The sequence below is a fragment of the Streptomyces chumphonensis genome (genome assembly GCF_014779715.1).
GTDB lineage: Bacteria > Actinomycetota > Actinomycetes > Streptomycetales > Streptomycetaceae > Streptomyces > Streptomyces chumphonensis.
Map to the genome: position 1 here is coordinate 54,640 of NZ_JACXYU010000021.1, position 20,580 is coordinate 75,219.

General features: G+C 68.7%; 22 protein-coding genes. 12 read left to right on the forward strand and 10 right to left on the reverse strand.

From position 1 onward, the window contains the following. Positions 1–446: 446 nt before the first annotated feature. The 3 genes from IF129_RS25360 (at position 447) to IF129_RS25370 (ending at position 3,930) form a co-directional block, all read left to right on the forward strand. Entirely contained in the window at positions 447–2,198 is a 1,752-nt protein-coding gene (locus tag IF129_RS25360) for a pentapeptide repeat-containing protein (protein WP_191212172.1), read from the forward strand. Positions 2,199–2,594: 396 nt separating this feature from the next. Next, positions 2,595–2,798, forward strand: coding sequence for a hypothetical protein (locus IF129_RS25365; RefSeq protein ID WP_191212173.1), 204 nt, complete (start codon positions 2,595–2,597; stop codon positions 2,796–2,798). Beyond that, positions 2,791–3,930 carry a response regulator gene (locus tag IF129_RS25370; RefSeq protein ID WP_191212174.1) on the forward strand — a complete coding sequence of 380 codons (1,140 nt, stop codon included), beginning with the start codon at positions 2,791–2,793 and terminating at the stop codon, positions 3,928–3,930. Before IF129_RS25365 ends, IF129_RS25370 begins: the two co-directional genes overlap by 8 nt. Positions 3,931–4,178: 248 nt before the next feature. On the opposite strand, the gene IF129_RS25375 is transcribed toward IF129_RS25370, so the two are convergent. The 4 genes from IF129_RS25375 to IF129_RS25390 form a co-directional block, all read right to left on the reverse strand. Then, positions 4,179–4,532 (reverse strand): DUF6233 domain-containing protein, encoded by a 354-nt coding sequence (locus IF129_RS25375; RefSeq protein WP_191212175.1) that lies wholly within the window; start codon positions 4,530–4,532, stop codon positions 4,179–4,181. 238 nt (positions 4,533–4,770) lie between these two features. Then, complete coding sequence (locus tag IF129_RS25380) at positions 4,771–4,977, reverse strand: hypothetical protein (RefSeq protein WP_224755572.1); 207 nt, start codon at positions 4,975–4,977, stop codon at positions 4,771–4,773. Positions 4,978–5,324: 347 nt separating this feature from the next. Then, a complete protein-coding gene (locus IF129_RS25385) occupies positions 5,325–5,789 on the reverse strand; it encodes a hypothetical protein (protein ID WP_191212176.1) in 465 nt (154 codons plus the stop codon). Positions 5,790–5,900: 111 nt separating this feature from the next. Continuing rightward, entirely contained in the window at positions 5,901–6,497 is a 597-nt protein-coding gene (locus IF129_RS25390; protein ID WP_191212177.1) for a CGNR zinc finger domain-containing protein, read from the reverse strand. Positions 6,498–6,535: 38 nt separating this feature from the next. Between IF129_RS25390 and IF129_RS25395 the strand changes: the two genes are divergently transcribed. Beyond that, the gene (locus tag IF129_RS25395; protein WP_191212178.1) at positions 6,536–7,741 is read left to right on the forward strand and encodes an MFS transporter; all 1,206 of its coding nucleotides are present in this window, start codon (positions 6,536–6,538) and stop codon (positions 7,739–7,741) included. A 70-nt stretch (positions 7,742–7,811) separates the two neighbouring features. Here IF129_RS25395 and IF129_RS27015 read toward each other — a convergent pair whose 3' ends face one another. Beyond that, complete coding sequence (locus IF129_RS27015) at positions 7,812–9,050, reverse strand: TnsA-like heteromeric transposase endonuclease subunit (RefSeq protein ID WP_318153939.1); 1,239 nt, start codon at positions 9,048–9,050, stop codon at positions 7,812–7,814. Between the two features lie 227 nt (positions 9,051–9,277). Between IF129_RS27015 and tap the strand changes: the two genes are divergently transcribed. From tap to IF129_RS25430, 6 genes are all read left to right on the forward strand, one after another. After that, positions 9,278–11,419 (forward strand): telomere-associated protein Tap, encoded by a 2,142-nt coding sequence (gene tap, locus IF129_RS25405; RefSeq protein ID WP_191212179.1) that lies wholly within the window; start codon positions 9,278–9,280, stop codon positions 11,417–11,419. 4 nt (positions 11,420–11,423) lie between these two features. Then, positions 11,424–11,681: a hypothetical protein gene (locus IF129_RS25410; protein ID WP_191212180.1), complete on the forward strand. Its 258-nt coding sequence runs from the start codon at positions 11,424–11,426 to the stop codon at positions 11,679–11,681. 4 nt (positions 11,682–11,685) lie between these two features. Next, positions 11,686–12,246: a telomere-protecting terminal protein Tpg gene (gene tpg / locus IF129_RS25415; protein WP_191212181.1), complete on the forward strand. Its 561-nt coding sequence runs from the start codon at positions 11,686–11,688 to the stop codon at positions 12,244–12,246. Positions 12,247–12,261: 15 nt separating this feature from the next. Further along, a complete protein-coding gene (locus IF129_RS25420; protein ID WP_191212182.1) occupies positions 12,262–12,789 on the forward strand; it encodes a hypothetical protein in 528 nt (175 codons plus the stop codon). A 159-nt stretch (positions 12,790–12,948) separates the two neighbouring features. Beyond that, the gene (locus IF129_RS25425; protein WP_111340025.1) at positions 12,949–13,254 is read left to right on the forward strand and encodes a DUF6247 family protein; all 306 of its coding nucleotides are present in this window, start codon (positions 12,949–12,951) and stop codon (positions 13,252–13,254) included. Then, a complete protein-coding gene (locus IF129_RS25430) occupies positions 13,251–13,511 on the forward strand; it encodes a hypothetical protein (RefSeq protein WP_191212183.1) in 261 nt (86 codons plus the stop codon). Before IF129_RS25425 ends, IF129_RS25430 begins: the two co-directional genes overlap by 4 nt. 123 nt (positions 13,512–13,634) lie before the next feature. On the opposite strand, the gene IF129_RS25435 is transcribed toward IF129_RS25430, so the two are convergent. Beyond that, positions 13,635–13,898 (reverse strand): hypothetical protein, encoded by a 264-nt coding sequence (locus IF129_RS25435; protein WP_224755573.1) that lies wholly within the window; start codon positions 13,896–13,898, stop codon positions 13,635–13,637. Between the two features lie 85 nt (positions 13,899–13,983). On the opposite strand from IF129_RS25435, the gene IF129_RS25440 reads away from it, so the two are divergent. After that, a complete protein-coding gene (locus IF129_RS25440) occupies positions 13,984–14,967 on the forward strand; it encodes a helix-turn-helix domain-containing protein (protein WP_318153940.1) in 984 nt (327 codons plus the stop codon). A gap of 9 nt (positions 14,968–14,976) precedes the next feature. Here IF129_RS25440 and IF129_RS25445 read toward each other — a convergent pair whose 3' ends face one another. Both IF129_RS25445 and IF129_RS26610 read right to left on the reverse strand, forming a co-directional pair. Further along, positions 14,977–15,483 (reverse strand): GNAT family N-acetyltransferase, encoded by a 507-nt coding sequence (locus IF129_RS25445; RefSeq protein WP_191212184.1) that lies wholly within the window; start codon positions 15,481–15,483, stop codon positions 14,977–14,979. A 12-nt stretch (positions 15,484–15,495) separates the two neighbouring features. Further along, positions 15,496–16,206 (reverse strand): hypothetical protein, encoded by a 711-nt coding sequence (locus tag IF129_RS26610; RefSeq protein ID WP_224755574.1) that lies wholly within the window; start codon positions 16,204–16,206, stop codon positions 15,496–15,498. A 224-nt stretch (positions 16,207–16,430) separates the two neighbouring features. On the opposite strand from IF129_RS26610, the gene IF129_RS25455 reads away from it, so the two are divergent. Further along, complete coding sequence (locus IF129_RS25455; RefSeq protein ID WP_191212185.1) at positions 16,431–17,216, forward strand: hypothetical protein; 786 nt, start codon at positions 16,431–16,433, stop codon at positions 17,214–17,216. A 1,190-nt stretch (positions 17,217–18,406) separates the two neighbouring features. Here IF129_RS25455 and IF129_RS25460 read toward each other — a convergent pair. Together IF129_RS25460 and IF129_RS25465 are read right to left on the reverse strand one after the other, a co-directional pair. Beyond that, positions 18,407–18,826 (reverse strand): helix-turn-helix domain-containing protein, encoded by a 420-nt coding sequence (locus IF129_RS25460; protein ID WP_136104723.1) that lies wholly within the window; start codon positions 18,824–18,826, stop codon positions 18,407–18,409. A 55-nt stretch (positions 18,827–18,881) separates the two neighbouring features. Further along, positions 18,882–19,502, reverse strand: a complete 621-nt coding sequence (locus tag IF129_RS25465) for a hypothetical protein (RefSeq protein ID WP_191212186.1) — start codon at positions 19,500–19,502, stop codon at positions 18,882–18,884. Positions 19,503–20,580 lie beyond the last annotated feature (1,078 nt).

Consider the following 20,580-nt stretch of genomic DNA (forward strand, 5'->3'; position numbering starts at 1 on the left):
GGTTGGTGGGTTCGAACTGTTCGTCCCCGACAGCGTTGCCCTGACAGGTCATCATCCTCATCGCGGCGGCGGTAGTTATCTGGGCGTGCCGGAAGGCGTCTGGCACGTTCTGGCAAGTAGCCCGTAACGCCCGTGCCTTGCAGATATCTGCGGGTTGTGCAGGCACGTACGGCACGTTTGGAAAGTGGGCACTGACCTTTGGCTTCGGTTCAACCGGGACGAGGTCACGCAGCAGACGCCATAGCCCATCGGGAGCAGGAGCGCGGCGGCACCGCTTTCCAGGGGCCTCCTGTTGCTGTCTGCCCCGCGGCCGAGCTGCCGCACCCGGCAGTGGCAGAGGCTTCGGCGGACAGAGTCTCCGCCACGGTCCTTGTCTGAACCGGCACCGGCCGACAGCACGTCCTTGTTCGTATCTGCTCGACACTCTCCCGCGGAGCCGCTGCACTATGAGCACGCCCTTTCCGCCCTCCTGGCCGTGCTGCGGACACGGTGCGGACCCGTCCACCGACCCGGACGGCTGCACCGGTATCCGCGTCCCCGGCCACACCACATGCCTGGCCCACCTCACCGACACCGACCGCACCACCTACCTGACCAGCCTGACCCCCGGCATCGACATCGACCACCGCGGCACCCCCTTCACCGACGATCTACTGCAAGCCCTCCTCAACGCCCTCCGCGACCCCACCACCAACACCCCCCACATCGGCGCCGCCGAGTTCGGCGGGGCGCAGTTCTCCGGCCCAGCCCTGTTCGGCGGGGCGAAGTTCTCCGGCCCCGCCCGGTTCGTCGGTGCTCATTTCTCCAGCCGTGCCCGGTTCGACGGGGCGCAGTTCTCCAGCGAAGTCGCGTTCGCCGGTGCTCATTTCTCCAGCTTCACCAGGTTCGACGAGGCGCGGTTCTACGACCGCGTCGGGTTTAGCGGGGCGCAGTTCTCTGGTACGGCCTGGTTTGTCGGGGCGCAGTTCTCTAGTACCGCCTGGTTTGGCGGTGCTCGGTTCTCCGACAGCGTCGATTTCGGCGGGGCGCGCTTCTCCGGCTGTGCCGGGTATACCGGAGCGCGGTTTGAGGGTGTGTCGGCGTTGGGGCCGTTGGTGGCGGGAACGGTGGAGTTGTCGGGGGCGGTGTTTGTGCTGCCGGTGACGTTGGAGTTGGCCGCAGCGGAGGTGGTGTGTGAGCGAACGAGGTGGGAGTCGACGGCGACCGTGCGAGTGCGGTACGCGGCCGTGGACCTCAGCCACGCGGTCCTGACCGCCCCCGTCGCGGTCACCACCCACCGCACCCCCTTCACCTACGGCAACAGCGCGGTGCGTGAGGACCTACTGGTGTGCTCTGGCCAGACGCCGAGTGTCTCGGGCCGGGTGCAGGTCGTCTCAGTGCAGGGCGTGGACGCCGCGCACCTGGTCCTGACCGACACCGACCTGACCGACTGCCGGTTCTCCGGGGCCTTCCACCTCGACCAGATCCGCCTGGAAGGCCGCACCACCTTCGCCAACACCCCCACCGGGTGGCACCGCCGCGGCGTGCGGCCCATCCGCTTCACCCGTCGGCGTGTCCTCGCCGAGGAACACCACTGGCGCGCCCACACCACTGGCCCCAGTCCGCATGGATGGCATGGTGGACCGCACCCCACCGACCCCGCCCGTACCCCCGATCCGGAAGACGTCGCCGCCCTGTACCGGCAGCTGCGCAAAGCGTTCGAAGACGGCAAGAACGAACCCGGCGCCGCCGACTTCTACTACGGCGAATGCGAGATGCGCCGTCACGACACAACCGGCACCACGAAGGGCGAACGCCTCCTGCTGCGGGGGTACTGGTTGCTGTCCGGCTACGGCGTACGCGCCTCCCGCGCCTTCACCTGGCTCCTCGCCGCCATGAGCGTAACCGTGCTGCTCCTGATGGGGGTCGGCGTGCCCACCGACGACCCCGACCCCGCCACCACCGGCACCCTCCACGGCGGCAAGATCAGCCTGACGACCAAGGCCCCCGCCCCAGTCCTGAGCGGCGGCTGGTCGCAGCGGCTGTCCTGGAAACGCGCGGAGAAGGCCACCCGCATCGCCGTCAACTCGGTCATCTTCCGCTCCAGCGGCCAGAACCTCACCACCACCGGCACCTACATCGAGATGACCTCCCGCCTCCTCGAACCCACCCTCCTCGCCCTCGGTGTCCTTGCCATCCGCGGACGCATCAAACGCTGACCCGGCCCCGGCGGCACGAATACGACCCGATTGCAGCGAAACGGTATTTCTGGAAACGGTTCGGTCGAACCGTTCCCGGCTATGTGCCTTACTTGCCTGCACCACTGATAGTGCTCCTGAGCTGCACAGAACCCCTCGTCCCCTAGATATCCAGAGCGGCGCGCGGCGGTGTCTCGCATGCCCCTCGTTCCTCGGAGGGCTTCTTGAGAGGTGCAGCGTTGCCATCCCGCACGGCAACACCGCATGCCGTAGTGCTTCGGCCTGCGGATCGCCTGCCGGCCCAGGCGGGCAACGGCACGCAACTGTGGCAACCCTTCTCGCAACACCTTGCGGTGGCTCCATGCTGAGCGGGTGGCCGGCGCCGTGTCGGCTCAATGTTCTTGGAGGCAACCCGCCGTGAACGGCCCGCTGATGACGCTGCGCACCGCCGTCATCCTTGCCCTCGGCTGCACCATCGCCGCAAGCACCGCCGTGCTCACCATCCTCACCGGCAGCAGCACCGTCCAAGCTCTGCTGGCCGCCGGTGCCGTGTTCGGCACCGCGGTGCCTGCTTTGCACTGCCTGATCGCCACCGACCGGTCGGAGGCCGACCGTGGCTGACCTTCGTCCGCTGGCCGCCGATCTGCCGCCCCAGTGCCACGCTCTGGCCCACGAACTCCGGATGCTCTTCACTGACCTGGGCATCTCGGTGCGCCGCTACGCCGCACGTCGGCGCCGCGACCCCGGAGCGCTCTCCCGCTACCTCAACGGCACCCGTGTCCCACCGTGGGAAGTCGTCATGGACCTGTTCACCGATCTCGCCGAACACCGCGGCCGCCCGGTTACCCCCGAGACCATCGAGCATCTACGCCTCCTACACCGCACCGCCGTGGAAGCCGGCAGCTCACCACGGCACGCCACCGAACTGCTCGCCCAGCAACTTGCCGACGCCGACCGAACCTCCCGCCGCTCCACTGCCCACGGTGACGTCCTGGAAGAGGCCCTCCTGGACCGCAGCCACCGCATCGCCGACCTGGAGGTACGGCTGAACCAGCTCGAGGCGGACTGGGCCACTGAACGAACCCGCGCCGACCGGCTCGAAGCCGAGTGGGGCGACGCAGCGGCCCTGCGCCAAGAACGCGACCGCCTCCGCACAGAAGTCACCCAGCTCACCACCGACCTCGCTGACGCACAGCGCCGCCGCGACGAAGCCGAGGCCCGCTGCGCCCTGTTGGAGAGGCAGATGGAACTGGTGGAGCAACACAACGCGGCCGACCTCGAGCACCCACTGCCGCTCTCTCCCACGAGCGGACCGAGGGAAGCACTTCCCAAGATCCTCATCGTGGACGATCAGCAGCAGAACATCCTGGCCCTCACCGCCGTCCTGGACAACCTCGACCAGGAACTCGTGGTCGCTTCCTCCGGGCGGGCAGCGCTCAAGGCGCTGCTGGACCACGACGACTTCGCCGTGATCATCCTGGACGTTCAGATGCCGGAGATGGACGGCTACGAGACCGCCGCCCACATCAAGCGACGGACCCGCACCCGCGACATACCCATCATCTTCCTCACCGCGATGGGCATCGACGCAGAACACAGCGCCCGCGGATACGCTGCTGGCGCCGTGGACTACATCAGCAAGCCCTTCGACCCCTGGGCCCTACGCGCCAAGGTCGCCGTCTTCACCGACCTCTTCCTCGAACGCAGAGGCAACCGCCAACCCAACGCCGACCGCTCCCACGCCGCCCAGTGAGACCGATGGCGTGGCGAGGAGCGCAGCCCTCTGACGGACGGAAGCCAGAGCATGCGGCACCTGTGCTTCGGGTGTGCTTCGGGTCTGCCGAACCGAGCACACCCGAAGCACACACAGGGCCGTAAAGGGCCTGCTGGAGGGGGAGCGAGCAACACCATCGCACACTGCCTACCCGTGACCACGCCGTCGTGCTGCTCGTTGTCCGGGTGCACACAATCCCCGTGAGCACCCGGAGCCCCAGCTGGCCTTCATGGCTGCCGGGGCTTCGGCGTGCCCGGGCCAGGAGGAGCGGGGTTGCGGCAGCCGGGGCAGGGGCCGACGTCGGCCCGGGCGAGCAGCGCGCGGGCCTGGTCGGGGGTGAGCCGCTCGGTCTTGCCCGCGGGTTTCACGAAGCAGGTGTCGGTGTGGACGGTGGTCGGGCGCCAGCCGGTGGGGCTGCGCCGGTACTCCAGCCACCACCCGCACGAGTCAGCCAGGACCTTGTCACCGACGGGTTGCGGCGCCGGTGGCCGTCCTCGGTACAACCGTGCCCGGACTGCCATCAGCTGTTCCTGCAGGTAGGTCTCCAGGACCCGCAGCCGCTCCTCCTCCGAACCTTCCACATATTCGATTATCCGTTCGATTGCCGGTGGGTCTCTACCCCGGGTGAGGAGCCGGACGGCGGTGCGGCTTCTGGTAGGCAGGCGGTACGGCGCCGGGACCGTCGCGCACCTTGAGGCGTAGGGGGCCTCCCGAAACCGAAGCAGCTCCACGGACACGGGGCGATCTGTCCGGAGCGCTGCTCCCGTCTGCGGCACGGTCCGGGCCAAGCCTTCCGCCGTTCCGGCCTGGGGCTGGCTGCTACTGGTCGCGCTGGGCGCTGTCCTGCTTGGCAGCTGCGGACTGGGCGCGGGAGGCGAAGCCGGTCTGGGCACTGCGGCTGTCGGGGTTCCTCGCCGCAGCGGACTGCACCCGTGCCGCGGCTTCGGCGTTCATCGGGCCGCCCTTGCCACCGCTCTTCCCGCCGCCCGAGGAGCCCTTGCTACCGCGGCCCTTACCCATGGCCATCACCCTCTCCCTCCAGCATCCACCTACCCGGCGGCCCGTGCCTGCCGGACAGAAGGCACCGGACCGCGAGGAGGACGCTTCGGCGCGGTGCCCAAGGCGCGAACCGACCTCACGTCAGCCCGGGCCCCGGGAGTGGCCGCCGCAACGGCAGCCTCGGACGCACAGGAGATCACCATCACGCCGGGCGCCCACCAGCCGAATGTCTGGTCAGCGTGCCCTGTGTATCGGACACCTCGCCGGACCTGCAGCGATGCCGCATCGGAAGTACGCGAGGTGTGCTCTGTGCAGTACACCCTCAAGCACACCTCGCGCACACCCGCGGGACACCGTCGGCGGCGAGTGCGTCCTCAGGAGGGGTCGGCCGACGCCTTCGGGCGGCGCAGGGTGTCGAGCAGCGGTGACGAGAGGGTCGGCGGCAGGAGCCACAGGCCGGCGATGCCGATGGTCGTGACCATCGTGGTCAGCAGCACGGCGACGACGTCGCGGTGCGGGGAGCCGAAGAAGCCGGCCATCAGGGACATGGCGACGACGAAGACCATCACGAACCGCCAGCCCTTGCGGCCCAGCAGGAACGGACGGTCCTCGGTGCTCCACCACCAGGACGTGCTGGAGAGCGTAGTGAAGCTGAACGCCGTGAGCGGGACGACGATCGGCAGCCAGAAGCCCGTGTCGTCGTCGGCGGGCAGATGCTGGCCCCAGCGGTCGCCCATGTGGTGCAGGAACCACAGGTACAGCGGGATGCTCACGAGCGCGTAGAGCCACAGCACCACCCGCATCGCCCAGTCGGCCGGGCCCTTCTTCTCCTTGGCCATGGTCACGACGGTAGCGACCAGCGTCTCGGGCCGGTGCACGTTGACCCGTCGCAGTGAAGGTTGAGTGATTCTCATCGAAGGTTGAGCGATGTTGCGCTGGACCTTGGCGTCCTATTTGGCTTCGTTTGGCTGCTCGGCGGAGCGGGAGCGTCGGTGGGCTGCGACTCGTTCGCGGGTCGCGCATCGGCGGGAGCAGTAGCGACGCTCCGGACCGCTGCCCTGGTTGATGAAGACGTTTTGGCAGGTGGGGGATGTGCAGATCCTGCCGGGTGGTCGTTGGCGGTCCCAGACGAGAACGGTCAGGGCCATGCAGGACGAGGCGAGGAGCCACTCGTTCCAGGGGGCGTTGTCCTCGCGGTCGAGGTGGGGGTGCCAGGGGGTGCTGCCGCTGTGTGAGGTCAGGCGGAGCGGTCCGGTGTGGTCCGTCAAGAGCTGGTTGAGGGTGGCCGCGGCGTCATCGACATGCTCGGCAGCGAAGACTGGCCGCAGCAGGGAGGCAGCCGCCTGCATCTCTGCGATATCGAGGGTGGTGAGGTCAACGGGGTCGGTCTCGCCGTATGCGCGGAGCACGTCGGCGACGTCAGCCGGGTCGGGGCAGCCGTCAGAGAGAGCGTTGATCAGGGCGGCGGTGCGCCGGGCTGTGGTCAGCACGGAGTGCCGGGTGGACCAATCGTCGCTGTGGAATGACACCTGTGGAATGTAACGCATCTTGCGAAGCTTTGAGTTACCTCCGTAACGTCCTGCTGATGGGAAAGCGTTACTCACTCCGCTTCTATCTCGTCGGTGCGGTGGCAGCCCGTGCCGGGGACGAGATGTCGGGACCGGCACTGATGCTGACAGCATTTGCTGTGACCGGATCGACCATCGCCGCGTCATCGCTGCTCGCGGCTATCACGATCTCTGCTGCGGTAGGGGGGCCGGTGCTCGGGGCGCTCCTCGACAGAAGGGATCGGCCGGGACGCCTGCTGGCTGGGGCCCTCGTCCTGTATGCGGTGGGGCTGGGGATGATCCTTGGGGGACTCGACCGGTGGCCGTTCGCTGTCACGATCTTGATCGCAGCGGTGACAGGGCTGCTTGGGCCGGCGCTGTCGGGGGGATGGACGGCCCAACTTCCGCGTGTGGTGGAGGGTGACCACCTGCCCCGAGCGAATGCCCTGGATGCCATGACGTTCAACATGGCAGGTCTGGCCGGTCCGGCTCTCGCTGGCGGTGTGGCAGAGGCGCTAGGCGCTCCGACGGCCGTGGTGGTCTCTGCGGTGCTCATCGCCTTGGCGCTGCCCGCCGCATGGATGCTGCCCGCCCGTCCAGGCCGAGTGCTCGCAGTGCAAGCAACTTCGCTGACCAGAGACCTTGTTGCCGGAGTGCGGGTCATACTCGGAAGACCGTCCTTGGCCCGAGCCACTCTCACCTCGACCGTCTCCTGCATCGCGCAGGGAATGCTGATGGCGTGCATCCCGCTCCTCGGCGAACGTGTTCTGGGCGGGGCCAGCCGCGGTGCGATGCTGCTCTCCTGCGTGGCGATCGCAGCTTTGGTGGCCAACGCCGTACTCGCCGGGTTCCCGCGTTCAATCACCCCCGACACGATCATCTGGGCCAGTTCCCTTGTCCAGGCTGCCGCGCTGGCGTTGGCCGCGTGGGCTCAACCAGTCGTACTCATTGTGGCCGTACTCATCGTGGGGATAGGGGAAGGACCTCAACTGGCCGCCTTGTTCACTGTCCGCCACCGGGAAGCCCCAGACCACCTACGAGGCCAGATCTTCACCACCGGCGCCAGCCTGAAGATCACCGGATTTGCCCTGGGTGCAGCGGTTGCCGGACCAGCCGCAGTTTGGTCTCTTCCAGGCACGCTGGCACTCGCAGCGAGCGTGGCGGCCGTCGCAGCACTGATCTTCTTCGTGATCCCGTCGGGCGCCAACCGCCAACTCGTCCGGGGTCAGCACATGTCGACTTGAGCGGTCTCCACGAGGAAACTGATGACCTGTCGCAGTGAAAGGAGGGCAGTTCTCGGCGAAGGTTGAGTGATTACTCCCGGCTGCGTCGCTCCTTCTTGAGCCGGTTGGACCGCCTGCTGTGGCAGAGGGTTGAGCAGGTTAGGCGTATTTGCTTGTTGCGTCCTGGTTCCAGCGGCCCGGAGCATTCGGTGCAGGCTGTCGGCTGGTGCCGGAGAGGGATGTCCCCGGCTGCTCGGCGGCGCATGTAGGCGATGTGGCAGCAGCGGTCGGAGCACCATCGTCGCCGGCCGGCTTCGAGCGGAGCGTCGAGTACCTCGAAGTCCTCATCACCCAGCAGCACTGCCAGCGGGACGTCCCGCAGCGAGTCGTCTTCATTGGTCAGCGTCACCGCACGAGCGGACACCGCGAGCACCGCCCGGACCTGGCCGGCGAACCGCACCCGATCGCCCACACCGACCGTTGCCGGCCTCGACAGCTTGCGCATCTGGCTCCCATCACCGTGCATGCCCGACCTCGGCCGAAGCAGGCCGTGCCCCCCGGCTCGCCGCTGCAGCCCGACGACATGACCTTCCGACGTGTGGACCACCGTGCCACTGCTCAGCAGAGCACCACCAAGGTCAGCGCGAAGTGCCCCCTTCCAGAGCAGGTGGAGCAGGACAGGCATGACGCGCAGAACGTTCCCCGCCGCTTCGGCTCCTGCCCGCAGTTCCTGAGGCTGCCGGAAGACCTCCACCAGGCGCTCGGCGATGTCGCTCTCACGGCCGCACCGGCCGTGCCGGTAGCGGGCCAGCCACCGCACGTTCGCCATGAACACCGGATCCGGAACACCGACGTGCGCGTACTCCCAGCCCACCGCCGAACAGGCCCGCTGGGTAGCGGCGAACGCTTCCGCGGTCCGCTCGTCGACATCGTCCTCGGCGCGGACATCGACCACCCGGACACGTCCGTCGGCCAGCCGTACGAAGTAGTCGGGCGCATGCCGCCGCTTCACTTTCGCGTCGCGCCAGTGAAGCCAGAACGGCTGTGAGGCGATCCCCACCAAATCTGGGACGAAGTCCAGCAGGATCAGCCGGTCCCGCTCCAGCCACGACTCGTAGCCCACATGACTGCCCGTGGTCGCCGTGTAATACCAGCCCGCGAAGCCGCGGCCACCCTTGTTCCACCGGAACCCGCGTACAGGGGCTACGTCCTCGAACCGGACATCCCACCCGGATCCCAGTGCAATGCGTCGACGCCGACCGCTGTCGAAGAAGTCCAGTTCAAAGGCGCTCAGCGCAGGATCGCCGTACGCGCCTACCGGTTCCCCCACCGTCTCCCCAGACAGTCAGCCTCAAACGATCACTCAACCTTCGGTGAGAAACCTAGCGGTCACCAACCTTCGATGACAACGCTCAACCTTCGCTGCGAGAGGTCAGGGGTGTTTGCGATGGTCGGATCGCAATCCCGTCCCGTGCCCACGCATCCCTACCCGGCTCTATGCGTGGGTTAAATCCAGGGATAAAATATGGTAGTGTCTGGGATGGAGGTGAGGCTGGGATGGCCACCGAGGAAGAGCTGTTCGCGTCTGTCGACGCGCTGCTGGAGGAAGAGCCGCAGCTGCCGCCACCGGCGGAGCGGGCCCGGTTGCGTGAGGCTGCCGGGATCACCCAGGCCCGGCTGGCGCAGGCATTGAAGTCGACGCTGCAGACGGTGAAGAACTGGGAGAACGGCCGCTCCGAGCCGCGGCCGCCGCGCCTGGAGGCCTACCAGCGGCTGCTGAACGGATGGGCGGCGAAGTACCCCGCGCCCGGCGCTGCTGCCGCAACCGAGCCCGCCCCGGGCGCAGCGCCGAAGCAAGAGGTACCAGCCGCGTTCACCGGCCCAGCCGCCACCGAGCCGGAGCCGGAGACCGCCTCACCGGTGAAGACCCCCGCTGCGACCGCCCCGCAGCGCCCGGCCCGTCCGGCCGCCCGCCGCCCGGCCACGTCCTCGCGGCGCCCGGCGGCGAAGCAGGCGACCAGCCCCGCGGCCGATCCGCGGTTCCAGCACGGCCCCCTGGCCGTGCTGGACGTCGACGGCTCCGCCTACGGCGTCGGCGGCATCGTGCTGGACTGCCCGGCGACCACCATCGTGGAGCTGGTGGAGTGGACGCTGCGCGAGTCCGGCCTCGGCGCGCCGAAGCTCAACCGCTACGGCAAGGACTCCGACCCGCTGATCGTGCTCACCGCCGCGGCCGCCGTGAAGCTCGGACTGCCCGAGCGCCTAGAGGGCCATGAGCAGCGCCGCTCCCTGCGCCTGCCCGAGGACCACCCGGTCGTCCAGCAGATCGGACGCGCGAAGTGGCAGCTCACGCAGCGCGGCTTCGGCCCCTGGGCCCGCATCTACCGCAAGGCCCAGGGACGCGAGCGGCAGTGCGTGCACCTCGCCATCCTCTCCTGGGACGCCCTCGATGAGCGGTCCTGGCCCGGCGTTGCCGAGATGGAGCCGGCCGACATCGCCCGCGTCCTCGGCGTGTACGCCCAGCGGGTCATCACCCCGCGCGGGTCGACGGCCGTCTGCGGCCTGGAGCTGATGACGGCGCTGCGCCCGCCGACGAAGGCCGTCCGCGACGCAGCGACGGGGAACTGGATCTCCGGCCACAACCCCGGCAGCCTCGGGACGGAGCCGATGGACCCGGCACCACCGGAGGCCACCCCCGAGCACCCCGTCGTCGTCAACTCCGGCTGGACGGGCGGTTTCCTCAACGAGGAGGCCTACCAGTGGGTGCGCGATGTCGACCTGCTGACCGACGAGGAGATGCTGCGCATGCCCTGCGCGGTCGGCCTGGACCTCAACACCGCCTTCCTCGCGGCCGCGGCCCGCCTGGTCGTCGGCCTGTCCGCGCCCGATCACTTCCACGCACCGGCGTTCAATCCGAAGATTCCCGGCTCCTGGTACGTGGACCTGTCCCACATCGAGCTGGACCCGCGCCTACCCTCGCCGTTCACACCGGACGGCACCCGCCCGACGGGCCCGGCCTGGTACCAGACGCACACCGTCGCCTACGCCCAGGAGCTCGGGCACAACGTCCACCCGATCGAGGCGTACCTGCGCCGGGAGACCGGCGCCTACCTGGACCCGTGGCACGACCGGCTCAAGACCGCCTACGTCGACACCCTGGCCGACCTCGGCGTCACCAAGGACCTGGGCGACGCGGAGTTCCTGGCGGCGATGGAGCGCCACAAGCAGGCCGACCCGGCACTGGCGGCGGTGCTGGCCGCGATCAAAGCCACGGTCAAGGGCGGTGTCGGCAAGCTGCGTGAGCGTCCGCAGGGCCGCCACTACCGTGACGGGGAGCCGTGGCCGGCCCTCACGCGGCCGACCTGGCGCCCCGACATCCGCGCCGCCGTCATCTCCAAGGCCCGGGTCAACATGCACCGCAAGCTCAACAACATGGCGAAGATGACGGGCCTGTACCCGCTCGCGGTGCTCTCCGACTGCGTCGTCTACCCCGCCCCCGGCCTGAGCCCGTTGGACTTCCTCCCGTACGCGGAGTCCGGCAAGCCCATCCCCGGGGCCTTCCGCCTCGGGCCCACACCGGGCCTGGCGAAGCTGGAGGGCGTGCAGGAGATGGTCTGGGCGGTCGACCTGATGGAGCAGGGCCTCAACCCCGCCCGTCACATCAAGGGCGGCGACGCCGTCCTCGACGAAGGCGAGTAGAGGCATGGCCATCGGCACCGGCCGGACCGCCGCTTCAAGCGGGCCCGCCGCAAGCAGCATGCCGTCGCTGGAGGCCGGTGCGGAGCTGGAACGGACGCTGGACCGTCTGGAGGCGCGTATGGAGGCCCTGCAGTTCTCCCTGCGCACCCGCCGGGCCTCGCCGCGGTTCGCCCTGTGGCGGCACGACCTGCGCGAGACGCGCGAGACCTGGTTCCGGCTGGCCGACCCAGGCGGAACCGACCCCACCCCCGAAGGGAGCTGAAGCCGTGGCCGGAGAGATCGAGGACGCCATCGAGCGGGCCGACCGGGAGGGCTTCACCAAGGAGCCGCCCAAGACCCTCAAGGGCCGCATCGGCTACCTCATCAAGCAGCTCGGCAGCGCCAAGGCCGTCGCGGCGGAGATCGGGGTCACCGCCGACTCCGTCAACCGCTACCGGCGCGGCGCCCGCAAGCACGCCCGCCCCGATGTCGCCGCGAAGATCGACGCGGCGGTGCGAGCCCGCTGGCAGCCCGGCATCCGCAAACGCCGACAGAAGCAGGCCGCCACCACAGGCGGCATCACCGTGGAGACCCGCGCCCGCTTCGGCTACACCGCACCGGTGGGTACCACCGACGACGGCCGGTTCCGGCGTCTCACCGTGCACCTCCCCGCGGGGTACGCGCAGCGTCTGTTCGACGCCCGCGACGCCGGGGCCAGCGACCAGCAGATGCGGGAAATCATCGCCGAAGGGTTCAAGGAAGTGTATTTCCAGGACGGCGGCGTCCGCGCTACGGGACTGTCGGAGGTAGCGCTAAACGACATCGACTACCTGGACCTGGATTACTAAATAGGAGCCAAAGGCATGACCACGGAATTCCCGCCCATCGACCGCGACAAGAGCCCGCTACTCGATGCCGACCATGATGCTGTCCGTATCGCCGATGCGCTGCGCGCCAGCCCGCACATCACCTCCGTCGCCCCTACCGAGCCCGGCGACGAGACGGTCTGGTTCCGCGACGCCGACGGCACCGGTTACGAGCTGTCCCTGACCACCGTGGAACCGGACCCTGAAGCTGAGCGGGTGGCATACGCCTGGGACGCCGTGGTCGCCGCGATCGGCAACCACCCGCACTTCATCCGCGCCGCCCTCGAACAGCCATCCTTCGGACCGCTCAACCTCAACACCATCACCGCGCTCACCCGCCAACCTCAACACCATCACCGCGCTCACCCGCACCGGCAACGAGTACACGCTGACGCTGACCGGCTCCCCGCGCTCCGGCCGCGAGGAGGGGCCCACCTCCCCGGCCGCCGACGTCGCCTACGCCGCCGACCGGCTACTGACCAGCGATCCGAGCGACTCGGAACGGACGACGGCCGAACTCCTTAACTACGTGGCCGCCACCTGGGACAAGCAGGACCGGCAGCTGCGCGAGCACGCCCAGGCCGTCGCCCGCACCCTGACCCGGTAGGAGGGGATCCGCCCATGACCGCATCCACGGCCACCCGGCGCGCGTACGGTGAGGGGAGGACCCGCCGGGAGGACACGATGAGCGCGCAGCCCGATCACGCACCCGTCACCGCCTACGCCCCCGCGCCCGGGGCGCCGGCCGAACTCCTCGCCCAGCTGCGCGCCGACAAGCGCGCGGACCGCTGGGTGCCGGCCTTCGAGCGCGAGTGGTCGGCCGCCCTCGAGGAATCCCGGCGCACGTTCTCCCTGGCCGGGCTCTACGAGGTCGTCCAGGACTGGCAGGGCCGCCTCGCGCACGCCCCGGCCGTCGACGCGTTCGTCGCCTCCGGCTACGACGACAGCGACGCCGTCGACCTGGCGGAGCTCCGCCGACGTCGCGGGTGAGCCCGTCGCCGTACGCGGTCCGCGTCTCCGCTCCGGCCGCCAAGGTCCTCGACGCGCTGCCCGAGCACGCGGTGGACACCGTGTGGGACATCCTCGCCGCAGCCGCCGGCGATCCGTTCGGCTTCCGACAGTTCGACACCGACGACGACGAGGGCGAGGACGTCCGCTACGCGGCCGTCGGCCAGCTCTCCGTCACCTACTGGGTCAACCGGCCTCTGCACAGCCTGACGGTCCTGAACATCGTCTGGCTCGGATAGCCACCCGTGGCAACGGCCCGGCCCCGGGCATTGCAGCTGTCGGGGCCGGGCCGTTGCGCATCGTAGCCACCGCCGTATCCACCCGTTGCCACCTCGCGGCAACGGGTATCCGCCCGGCAGTTGTCACCAGGCGCCGCGCGGGCGGTCGGCACCGAGCTGCACCTCACGCTGGCACTCCGGGCACTCCGGCAGCCCCTGCACCCGGCGCGGCCGGTCGTCCTTCGCCCAGCTGAACCCGCACAGCGCCTTGTGCGTGACGCCCCGGAAGGATTCGTCCTTGGTGGCGTGCGAGCCGTAGCCCGGCACCAGCCAGGTGAACGTCGCTTCCCCGTCGTACGGGGCGCCCTTCGGCCAGACGTACGCCGCCTCGGTCGTGATGCAGCGCATCCTGCTGTGCCTGGATAGGTTCGCCGGGTTGGTGGTTTTGGCGGTTGGATGTGCGGTGACGTCCGACCCGATCGCTGGAGGCGCGCTGGCCGAGCCTGTCCGTGTGCGCAGACTGACCGACCAGGAGGGGCAGAAGCTGCAGCAGATCGTGCGCCGCGGCAGTACCAGTTCGGTGCGCTACCGGCGCGCGGTGATGCTGCTGGCCTCGGCTGGCGGCAACCGGGTGCCGGTGATCGCCCAGCTGGTGCAGGCCGACGAAGACACCGTGCGCGATGTGATCCACCGCTTCAACGAGATCGGTCTGGCCTGCTTGGACCCTCAGTGGGCGGGAGGCCGTCCCCGCCTGCTCAGTGAGGACGACGAGGACTTCGTCACCCAGACGGCCACCACCCGCCCCACCAAGCTCGGCCAGCCCTTCACGCGCTGGTCGATCCGCAAACTCGTCGCCTACCTGCGCAAAGTCCATGGCCGGGCCATCCGCATCGGCCGCGAAGCATTACGCTGCCTGCTCGCCCGCCGCGGGGTCACCTTCCAGCGCACCAAGACGTGGAAGGAGTCTCCCGATCCCGACCGTGAGGCGAAGCTGGACCGGATCGAGGAAGTCCTGGACCGCTTCCCGGACCGGGTCTTCGCGTTCGACGAATTCGGCCCGCTCGGCATCCGGCCCACCGGCGGCAGCTGCTGGGCTGAGCAGACCAGGCCCGACCGGCTGCCCGCCACATACCACCGCACTCACGGGGTGCGGTACTTCCACGGCTGCTACTCGGTCGGCGACGACATCCGCCGCTGGGCAAGGAAACGCAAGGTCGAACTGTGCTTCACCCCGACCTATGCGTCCTGGGCCAACCCGGTCGAGGCCCACTTCGGACCACTGCGGCAGTTCACTATCACCCACTCCAACCACGCCAACCACACCGTGCAGACCCGGGCCCTGCACGCCTATCTGCGCTGGCGCAACGCCAACGGCCGCCACCGAGACGTCTTGGCCGCCGAACGCTGCGAACGCGCCCGCGTCCGCAGCGAGAAAGGCATCCGCTGGGGCGGTAGACCCCTGATTGAGGCGGCATGACCCCACGTATCACTGCCGAGAAATGATCTTTATCATGGTGTCGGAATCCGGTCCCGATTCCACGGTCGTGAAACCTTCGCCGGCGTACAGGTTGAATGCGCGATTTGCCCGCTCGACGCTCAGGCACATCCGGGTGAAGCCGCTCGCCTCAGCTTGCCGGGTTATCTCGGTCAACAACGCGCGTCCCACTCCCCTTCCCCGCCACGGGGGGACGACGCCCAGGGAAAGCTCTGGCACGTTCGCGGCCACGAAGCCGTAGCCGGGATCGTCGGCGCTGAACAGGCGGAGCCACACGGCGCCGATCGGCTGCCCGCCAGTGTCGACGGCGAGCGCCCCGAGATCACCCACCCGGGGCCAACCCTCGACATAATGGGCCGTCAGGCGGTCTCCCAGGACCTGCTCACGGCTGGCCTGCGGCCGAGCGGGGTCCCAGTTCACAGCGGCTACCAGCATGTCCGCGAGGAACTCCGTATCGTCGCCTGTGGCTGACCGCAACGAAAATCTGCTGTCACTCATACGGCAGATCCTCTACGACCAGTCGTCAGACCGCACCACCGTCCCGGCGAACCTGCCTGCTCCGGTACGGCAAGCGCTGGACAGGGCCTGATGTGCGGATTGCTGTGACCGGGACTCCGAGCTGGCGTCGACCGCGTCCGCGAGGCGCTCGAAGGACAGGTCGTAGTCGTTTATGTGCTTCCACGTGCCGGGCGGCTGCTCGCGCATCACCTTGCGGAACATCAGCAGCAGCCGCGCTAGGTCGTGCTGACCGACCCGGCCGTGTTCGTCTCCGCGTCGAACCCGTACGTCGGGTCGTGGGGCTTCTTCGGCATCGGTCCTCGCTCGCGTCGCTCCGGCGGCCAGCACCCCGGCCGGGTGCTCAACGACCCGGGCCCGCGGGAGCCACGCCGACTTCCGCCGTCCGTGCGTCGGCCGCCTGCGGCTCAGGCTTGCGGTGGCGTGGCGCCGGGCAGCTCCCCGGCGAACTCCCACTGCTCGATCGGTCCACACGGCGACGCTGGAGCGGTCGGTGGACATCCGCAGCCAGGCCTCCTCGCCGCCGGGCATGAGCGCCACCTCCAGGTGCGCTTCCTCCCACGTGCCCATCGGGTACATCCACACCAGGCCGTCGTTCGGCCAGGTCCGCGTCGCCACCGTGCGCACCCTCAGCGCCGCGGCGAAGGCGTCCAGCGCTGCCTTGGGTATCCGTACCTCCGCCGGCTCCCGCTCGATCCCCGCCACCGGGCCCCCTTCTCCTCGTGCGGCAGGCCCGCGCCTGCCGTCGCGGATCAGCGTGACAGACCCGCCCCGCGTGCCGGTGTCACGCTGTGAGGGTAGGAGACTCACAGGGCGTTTCCCCAGGTGGCCGGGGTGAACTGTGAGGCTGTGAGGGTGTGAGACGGAGCTCGCCCCTCGTGCTCCCGCACGCCCTGGTGGTGCCCGCCGGCGCGGAGGACGATGGAGCCGTGGGCGAGCAGCTCGAGGACCAGGAGCACGGCGTCGAACCGGCGCGGCCGCCGCTGAGCGAGGCCCGCGCCCAGGAGCTGACGGCCGGGCCGCGCGAAGCGATGGACGACGTCCGGCGCTCCGTGGCGGTCCTCGCCGCCCGGGTCCGCGACGCCCACGCCGCCCGCATCTGGGTGCCGCTCGGGCACACCAGCTGGGAGTCCTACTGCGCCACGGAGTTCGGCATCAGCCGCGCCCAGGCGTACCGGCTCCTCGATGTCGCCCGCGCGCTCGCCGCGATCCACGACGCGGTCACCGCCGACCCCGAGACGTCTCGCACGCGAGTCAGCGACCCGGGCGCCGCGGCCGCGCTCGACTACGGGCTGTCCCAGCGGGCCCTGATCGCCGTCTCCGGCCGTACGGACGCCGCCGCGGACATCATCACCCGCCGACTCGCCGCGCTCGCCCACAGCGGCCTCCAGGCCCTCGACGCCCCCGCGGTGCGCACCGCAGTCCGCCAGGTCGTCCGCGACGTCCGCACCGCACCGCCCCCGGCGCCCGCCGAACCGCCGGCGGAACCGGCCGTCGCCGCGCTGCGCGCCGTCGTCGACGACCTGGCCGCGTGCTCGCACCAGCTCGGGGAGCTGATGCTCGAAGTCGCGCCGGCCTACCTGTCCGACACCGAGGCCGCTGACATCCTGGCACTGCTGTGCGAGGAGATCGGCGAGCCCCTCGAGCACGGCCTCGCCGCCCGCCGCTACGCGCTGACCGGTGACCGCCGCGCCCTGAACGGCACCGTCCTGTAGTCGCTGCTGCTCACGGTCCTGGTCATACCCGTGGTCTGGAGCACGACGGGTAGCAGAGTGCAGCGCAGCGCAGCATTTGCATGGGCCAGACGGGACAAGGGTGCTGCTCTTGCAGCGAGCCCGTTGTGGAGTGTGTAGACGATTGCGCGGCAATACCTCAAATGAGAAAAAATGGGGTCAGCGAGTGCGCGCTGACAGATGGATCACTGGCGCAGTGGGCTGGAGTAGTGAACCGAGACCAAAGGCTTCCGACAGCGAGGCAGGTACGTGATCTGACCTCGGCGGGACGTCCCATCGCCTGCGGAAACGGCTACGACGGCTGCCTCGACGGAAGAGCTCCAGCTCCCGCCAACACTCATCCCATGCACTTGGTGACAGTCGGCTTGAGACGTGAGCGGGGATCGGCTGGTACTGCCCTGCGGCTGGAGTCGTTGTCGAGACCCGGGGAGCGTCACGGATGCCCAAGAGTGCTTTGACGGCTTCACGCCGCGCTGTAGCGAAGTCGAGAGCGGGAAAGTACTCACTCCGTGGGCTGCTCGAAGGCGAGATCGCGCGGCAGCTCTTCAGAGCGTGAGCTTCGGTGCCCCTGTAGGTGGGGTGGGCTGGAGAGAGCCACGCCCGGGTGACGGCACCTCCTAGACGGTGGGCTTCAGTGCGCAGCGCCTCAAGGCGGGAACGAGGTTGCCCCGTCGAGCCGATCTTTACGTATGCCACAGTTCCGGTGATCGCGAGTACGTAGACGTGACCAGTGCCTTCCAGCGCCTGCCTGGGCACCTTGTGCGCCTTGAAGAAGTGCAGTAACCAGCTACGCGGATCGCTGTGCACCAGTTCGAGCATGTCCCACCCCTTGAAGTCCGTCGGCAAAATTGAACCGGCAGGGCCTGACAACGGGCGCTGACCTGGTGTTCTTCGCCTACGTGTAGGACTGAGCTGATGACGGCGCTTGTTCTACGTCTCCAGAACAAAGTGGTTTACCTAGTGCTACCGACTGCTGTACGCGCATCCAGCGGCGGACCCTGGACCCAGTCATCGTTTGTTCTGCTTTCCCAGAACAAGCCGGTTTACGTAGTGCTACCGGCTTGATCGCGAGCGGCATGAAGAAGGCGCCGCACCCAGAGGTGCAGCGCCTGTGTGTCTTCGCGGTGCCAGGAGGCCGCTGAAGGGCCGTTCAGGGTCCTCGCTCAGGCCGTTCAGCCGGTGGCGGCCAGGTTGGCCATCTGAGCGGCGAATCGGGCCCGTCGCTGCTCGGTGAAGCGACCGGGTTCGGCAGCCTTGATCTCCGGGACCTTCATGACGGGAGAGGAGACCGCGCCACCGGTCAGCAGCGGGTGGAGCTGATAGAGCCCGTCTTCCAGGCTCCAGGCAAGTCCGCACTCGCGGAGCTCCTTGAAGCCGCGGTTCACGGTCGGCTTGCTGGCGCCCAGCTCACGCGCCATCTCGTTCTGGCTGATCGAGGCGGTGCCGGTCTCCGGGTCGCTGAGGTACAGCAGCTCGTCTAGGACGCGGCGGCCGGCGGTAGAGACGTCGACCAGGGCCAGGAGGCGCAGGACGGCACGGGGAATCGTGACGGGGGCCTCTGTGGGAGGGCTGGGGACGTAAGAGCTGCTCACGGAGCCTCACCGCTTCCGATCAGGTCGATGTGCAACGAGGATATGCCGCGCGAGGTCATGCGCTCGCCTTGCGAACAGGCCGCCGCTGCCGCAGCGTGACGACCTTCTCCTTGCGGCGGGCGGCCTCGGCGGCCTTCTTCTCCGCCTCCCGCGCCTGGCGCCACTCGGTGGGGTAGTCGGAGTGCGGGATGATGCAGGCCGGACCCTCCGCGCTGTTCCACAGCGCCTGCCACTTCTCCTGCTCGCCGGAGGTGCCGGCCACCGTGAGCCACGGGTTCAGCTGGAGGATGCCGCGCTTGGCGGTGCGCATCCAGCCGATGTGCGCGAAGAACTGGCTGGCCTCGTTCACGGAGGCAGCCGACAGGTTGCACCGGGCCTGGAGGTCGCGCTGGTTCGTCTTCACGAAGCCGCGGGCGGCGGCCCGGACGTTGTCGTCGGCTCGGTTGGCGTTCTGCAGCGCCACGAGCTTGCACCAGACCTGGAACCAGCTCCCAGGCATCTTTAGGCTGCCCAGGACGTCCATCAGCAGCCGGGCGTCCAGGACGTACCCGCTGCACTTCGCGCTCGCGGCGAACTCGCGGCCCTTGATCTTCTCCACACCCAGGATCAAGCCGCCCTTGCCGTCCGACCGCGCGACAACGCGCTCGCCGGGGCGGACGATCGGCAGCTGTTCCATCAGCACAGTCCTCCAGAGATGATCAACGTTTCGGGAAGCACGGTAGCACTAGGTAAACCGGTTTGTTCTGGATGGGCAGAACAAACGGTGCCTCACAGTCACCTGATGACCCGTCAGGTGCAAGGGGTGTTTGTTCTAGATCTTCAGAACACCCGGGACGCGTTTGTTCTGGAAACCTAGAACAAACGGTTTCGCATCACCGCAGGTCAAAGCCGGTTTCGGCCCGGAACGCTCTTATGTGTCACTAGAGCCCAGCTCCCACACGAACCCCTACCGACACGCCGGGCGGTTCCCGGCACAAGCAGCTCGCAGCAGCGGGCGTGTCGCCGTCGACAACCACCGGATCGAGGGGGCCAGCCTTCGTGACTGAGCTCGCTTCGCGTGCGGCGCCGTCGCCCGGTGCGGGTCGTGGACAGCATCAGCGGCTCTGAGTCTCGGGTGGTACCCGCCGTGACGCTCAAAAGCACGCAGGCGTGGCTGGTGCCGGTGGGCGGTTCCGCCGAACGTCCCGGGGCCGTTCGGCTCCGGCACCTCCGCACGTCGAATTCCGACGCTCGCATATCAGGGCTTCGGTTCTGTGGCTGAGCAATACGAGGCCGCGCACTCTGAATTCAACCGGAAGTTATTGGGTGGGGCTCAGGGTGGTGCAACCAGAAACCAAACTCTACACAGTATGTCACTGTGATGCATCCACCCTGACGCGCGTTCGCCCTCCCGGGTGACGCTCTGACTGATTCCGTCCCTCCATGAGGTTGGCGTGGCTGGCGGGGTATTGGTAAACGTGAGCAGCCGGTTTCGAGGGTGGGTGAGGGGTTCGGGTGGAGCGCAGCGGAGCCCGTCACTGCGGTAGGCCGGCATCCTGTCAGGCCAACGGCCCGTCACTTCCGTTGCGGGAGTGGTGGCTGGTATCTCCAAGCACTACACAGGCCCGTGCATGATGCACCTCCTCTCGCAGTCAGCCTCGGGAGTCCCGCTTGCGGGACTCCCGGCTATTCGCGCTTGCGCGAATAGCCATGCTTTTATAATTCCGCTTGCGGAATTCATTTCCCGCGCTTGCGCGGGAAATGGGCGGAGCGTT

Bases quoted from the DNA above. Each gene is read 5' to 3' on its own strand.
- IF129_RS25360 (WP_191212172.1), top strand. From the start codon at position 447: ATGAGCACGCCCTTTCCGCCCTCCTGGCCGTGCTGCGGACACGGTGCG.
- IF129_RS25380 (WP_224755572.1), bottom strand. From the start codon at position 4,977: ATGGCCATGGGTAAGGGCCGCGGTAGCAAGGGCTCCTCGGGCGGCGGG.
- IF129_RS25385 (WP_191212176.1), bottom strand. From the start codon at position 5,789: ATGGCCAAGGAGAAGAAGGGCCCGGCCGACTGGGCGATGCGGGTGGTG.
- IF129_RS25390 (WP_191212177.1), bottom strand. From the start codon at position 6,497: ATGCGTTACATTCCACAGGTGTCATTCCACAGCGACGATTGGTCCACC.
- IF129_RS25395 (WP_191212178.1), top strand. From the start codon at position 6,536: ATGGGAAAGCGTTACTCACTCCGCTTCTATCTCGTCGGTGCGGTGGCA.
- tap (WP_191212179.1), top strand. From the start codon at position 9,278: ATGGCCACCGAGGAAGAGCTGTTCGCGTCTGTCGACGCGCTGCTGGAG.
- IF129_RS25410 (WP_191212180.1), top strand. From the start codon at position 11,424: ATGGCCATCGGCACCGGCCGGACCGCCGCTTCAAGCGGGCCCGCCGCA.
- IF129_RS25420 (WP_191212182.1), top strand. From the start codon at position 12,262: ATGACCACGGAATTCCCGCCCATCGACCGCGACAAGAGCCCGCTACTC.
- IF129_RS25425 (WP_111340025.1), top strand. From the start codon at position 12,949: ATGAGCGCGCAGCCCGATCACGCACCCGTCACCGCCTACGCCCCCGCG.
- IF129_RS25435 (WP_224755573.1), bottom strand. From the start codon at position 13,898: ATGCGCTGCATCACGACCGAGGCGGCGTACGTCTGGCCGAAGGGCGCC.
- IF129_RS25445 (WP_191212184.1), bottom strand. From the start codon at position 15,483: ATGAGTGACAGCAGATTTTCGTTGCGGTCAGCCACAGGCGACGATACG.
- IF129_RS25465 (WP_191212186.1), bottom strand. From the start codon at position 19,502: ATGGAACAGCTGCCGATCGTCCGCCCCGGCGAGCGCGTTGTCGCGCGG.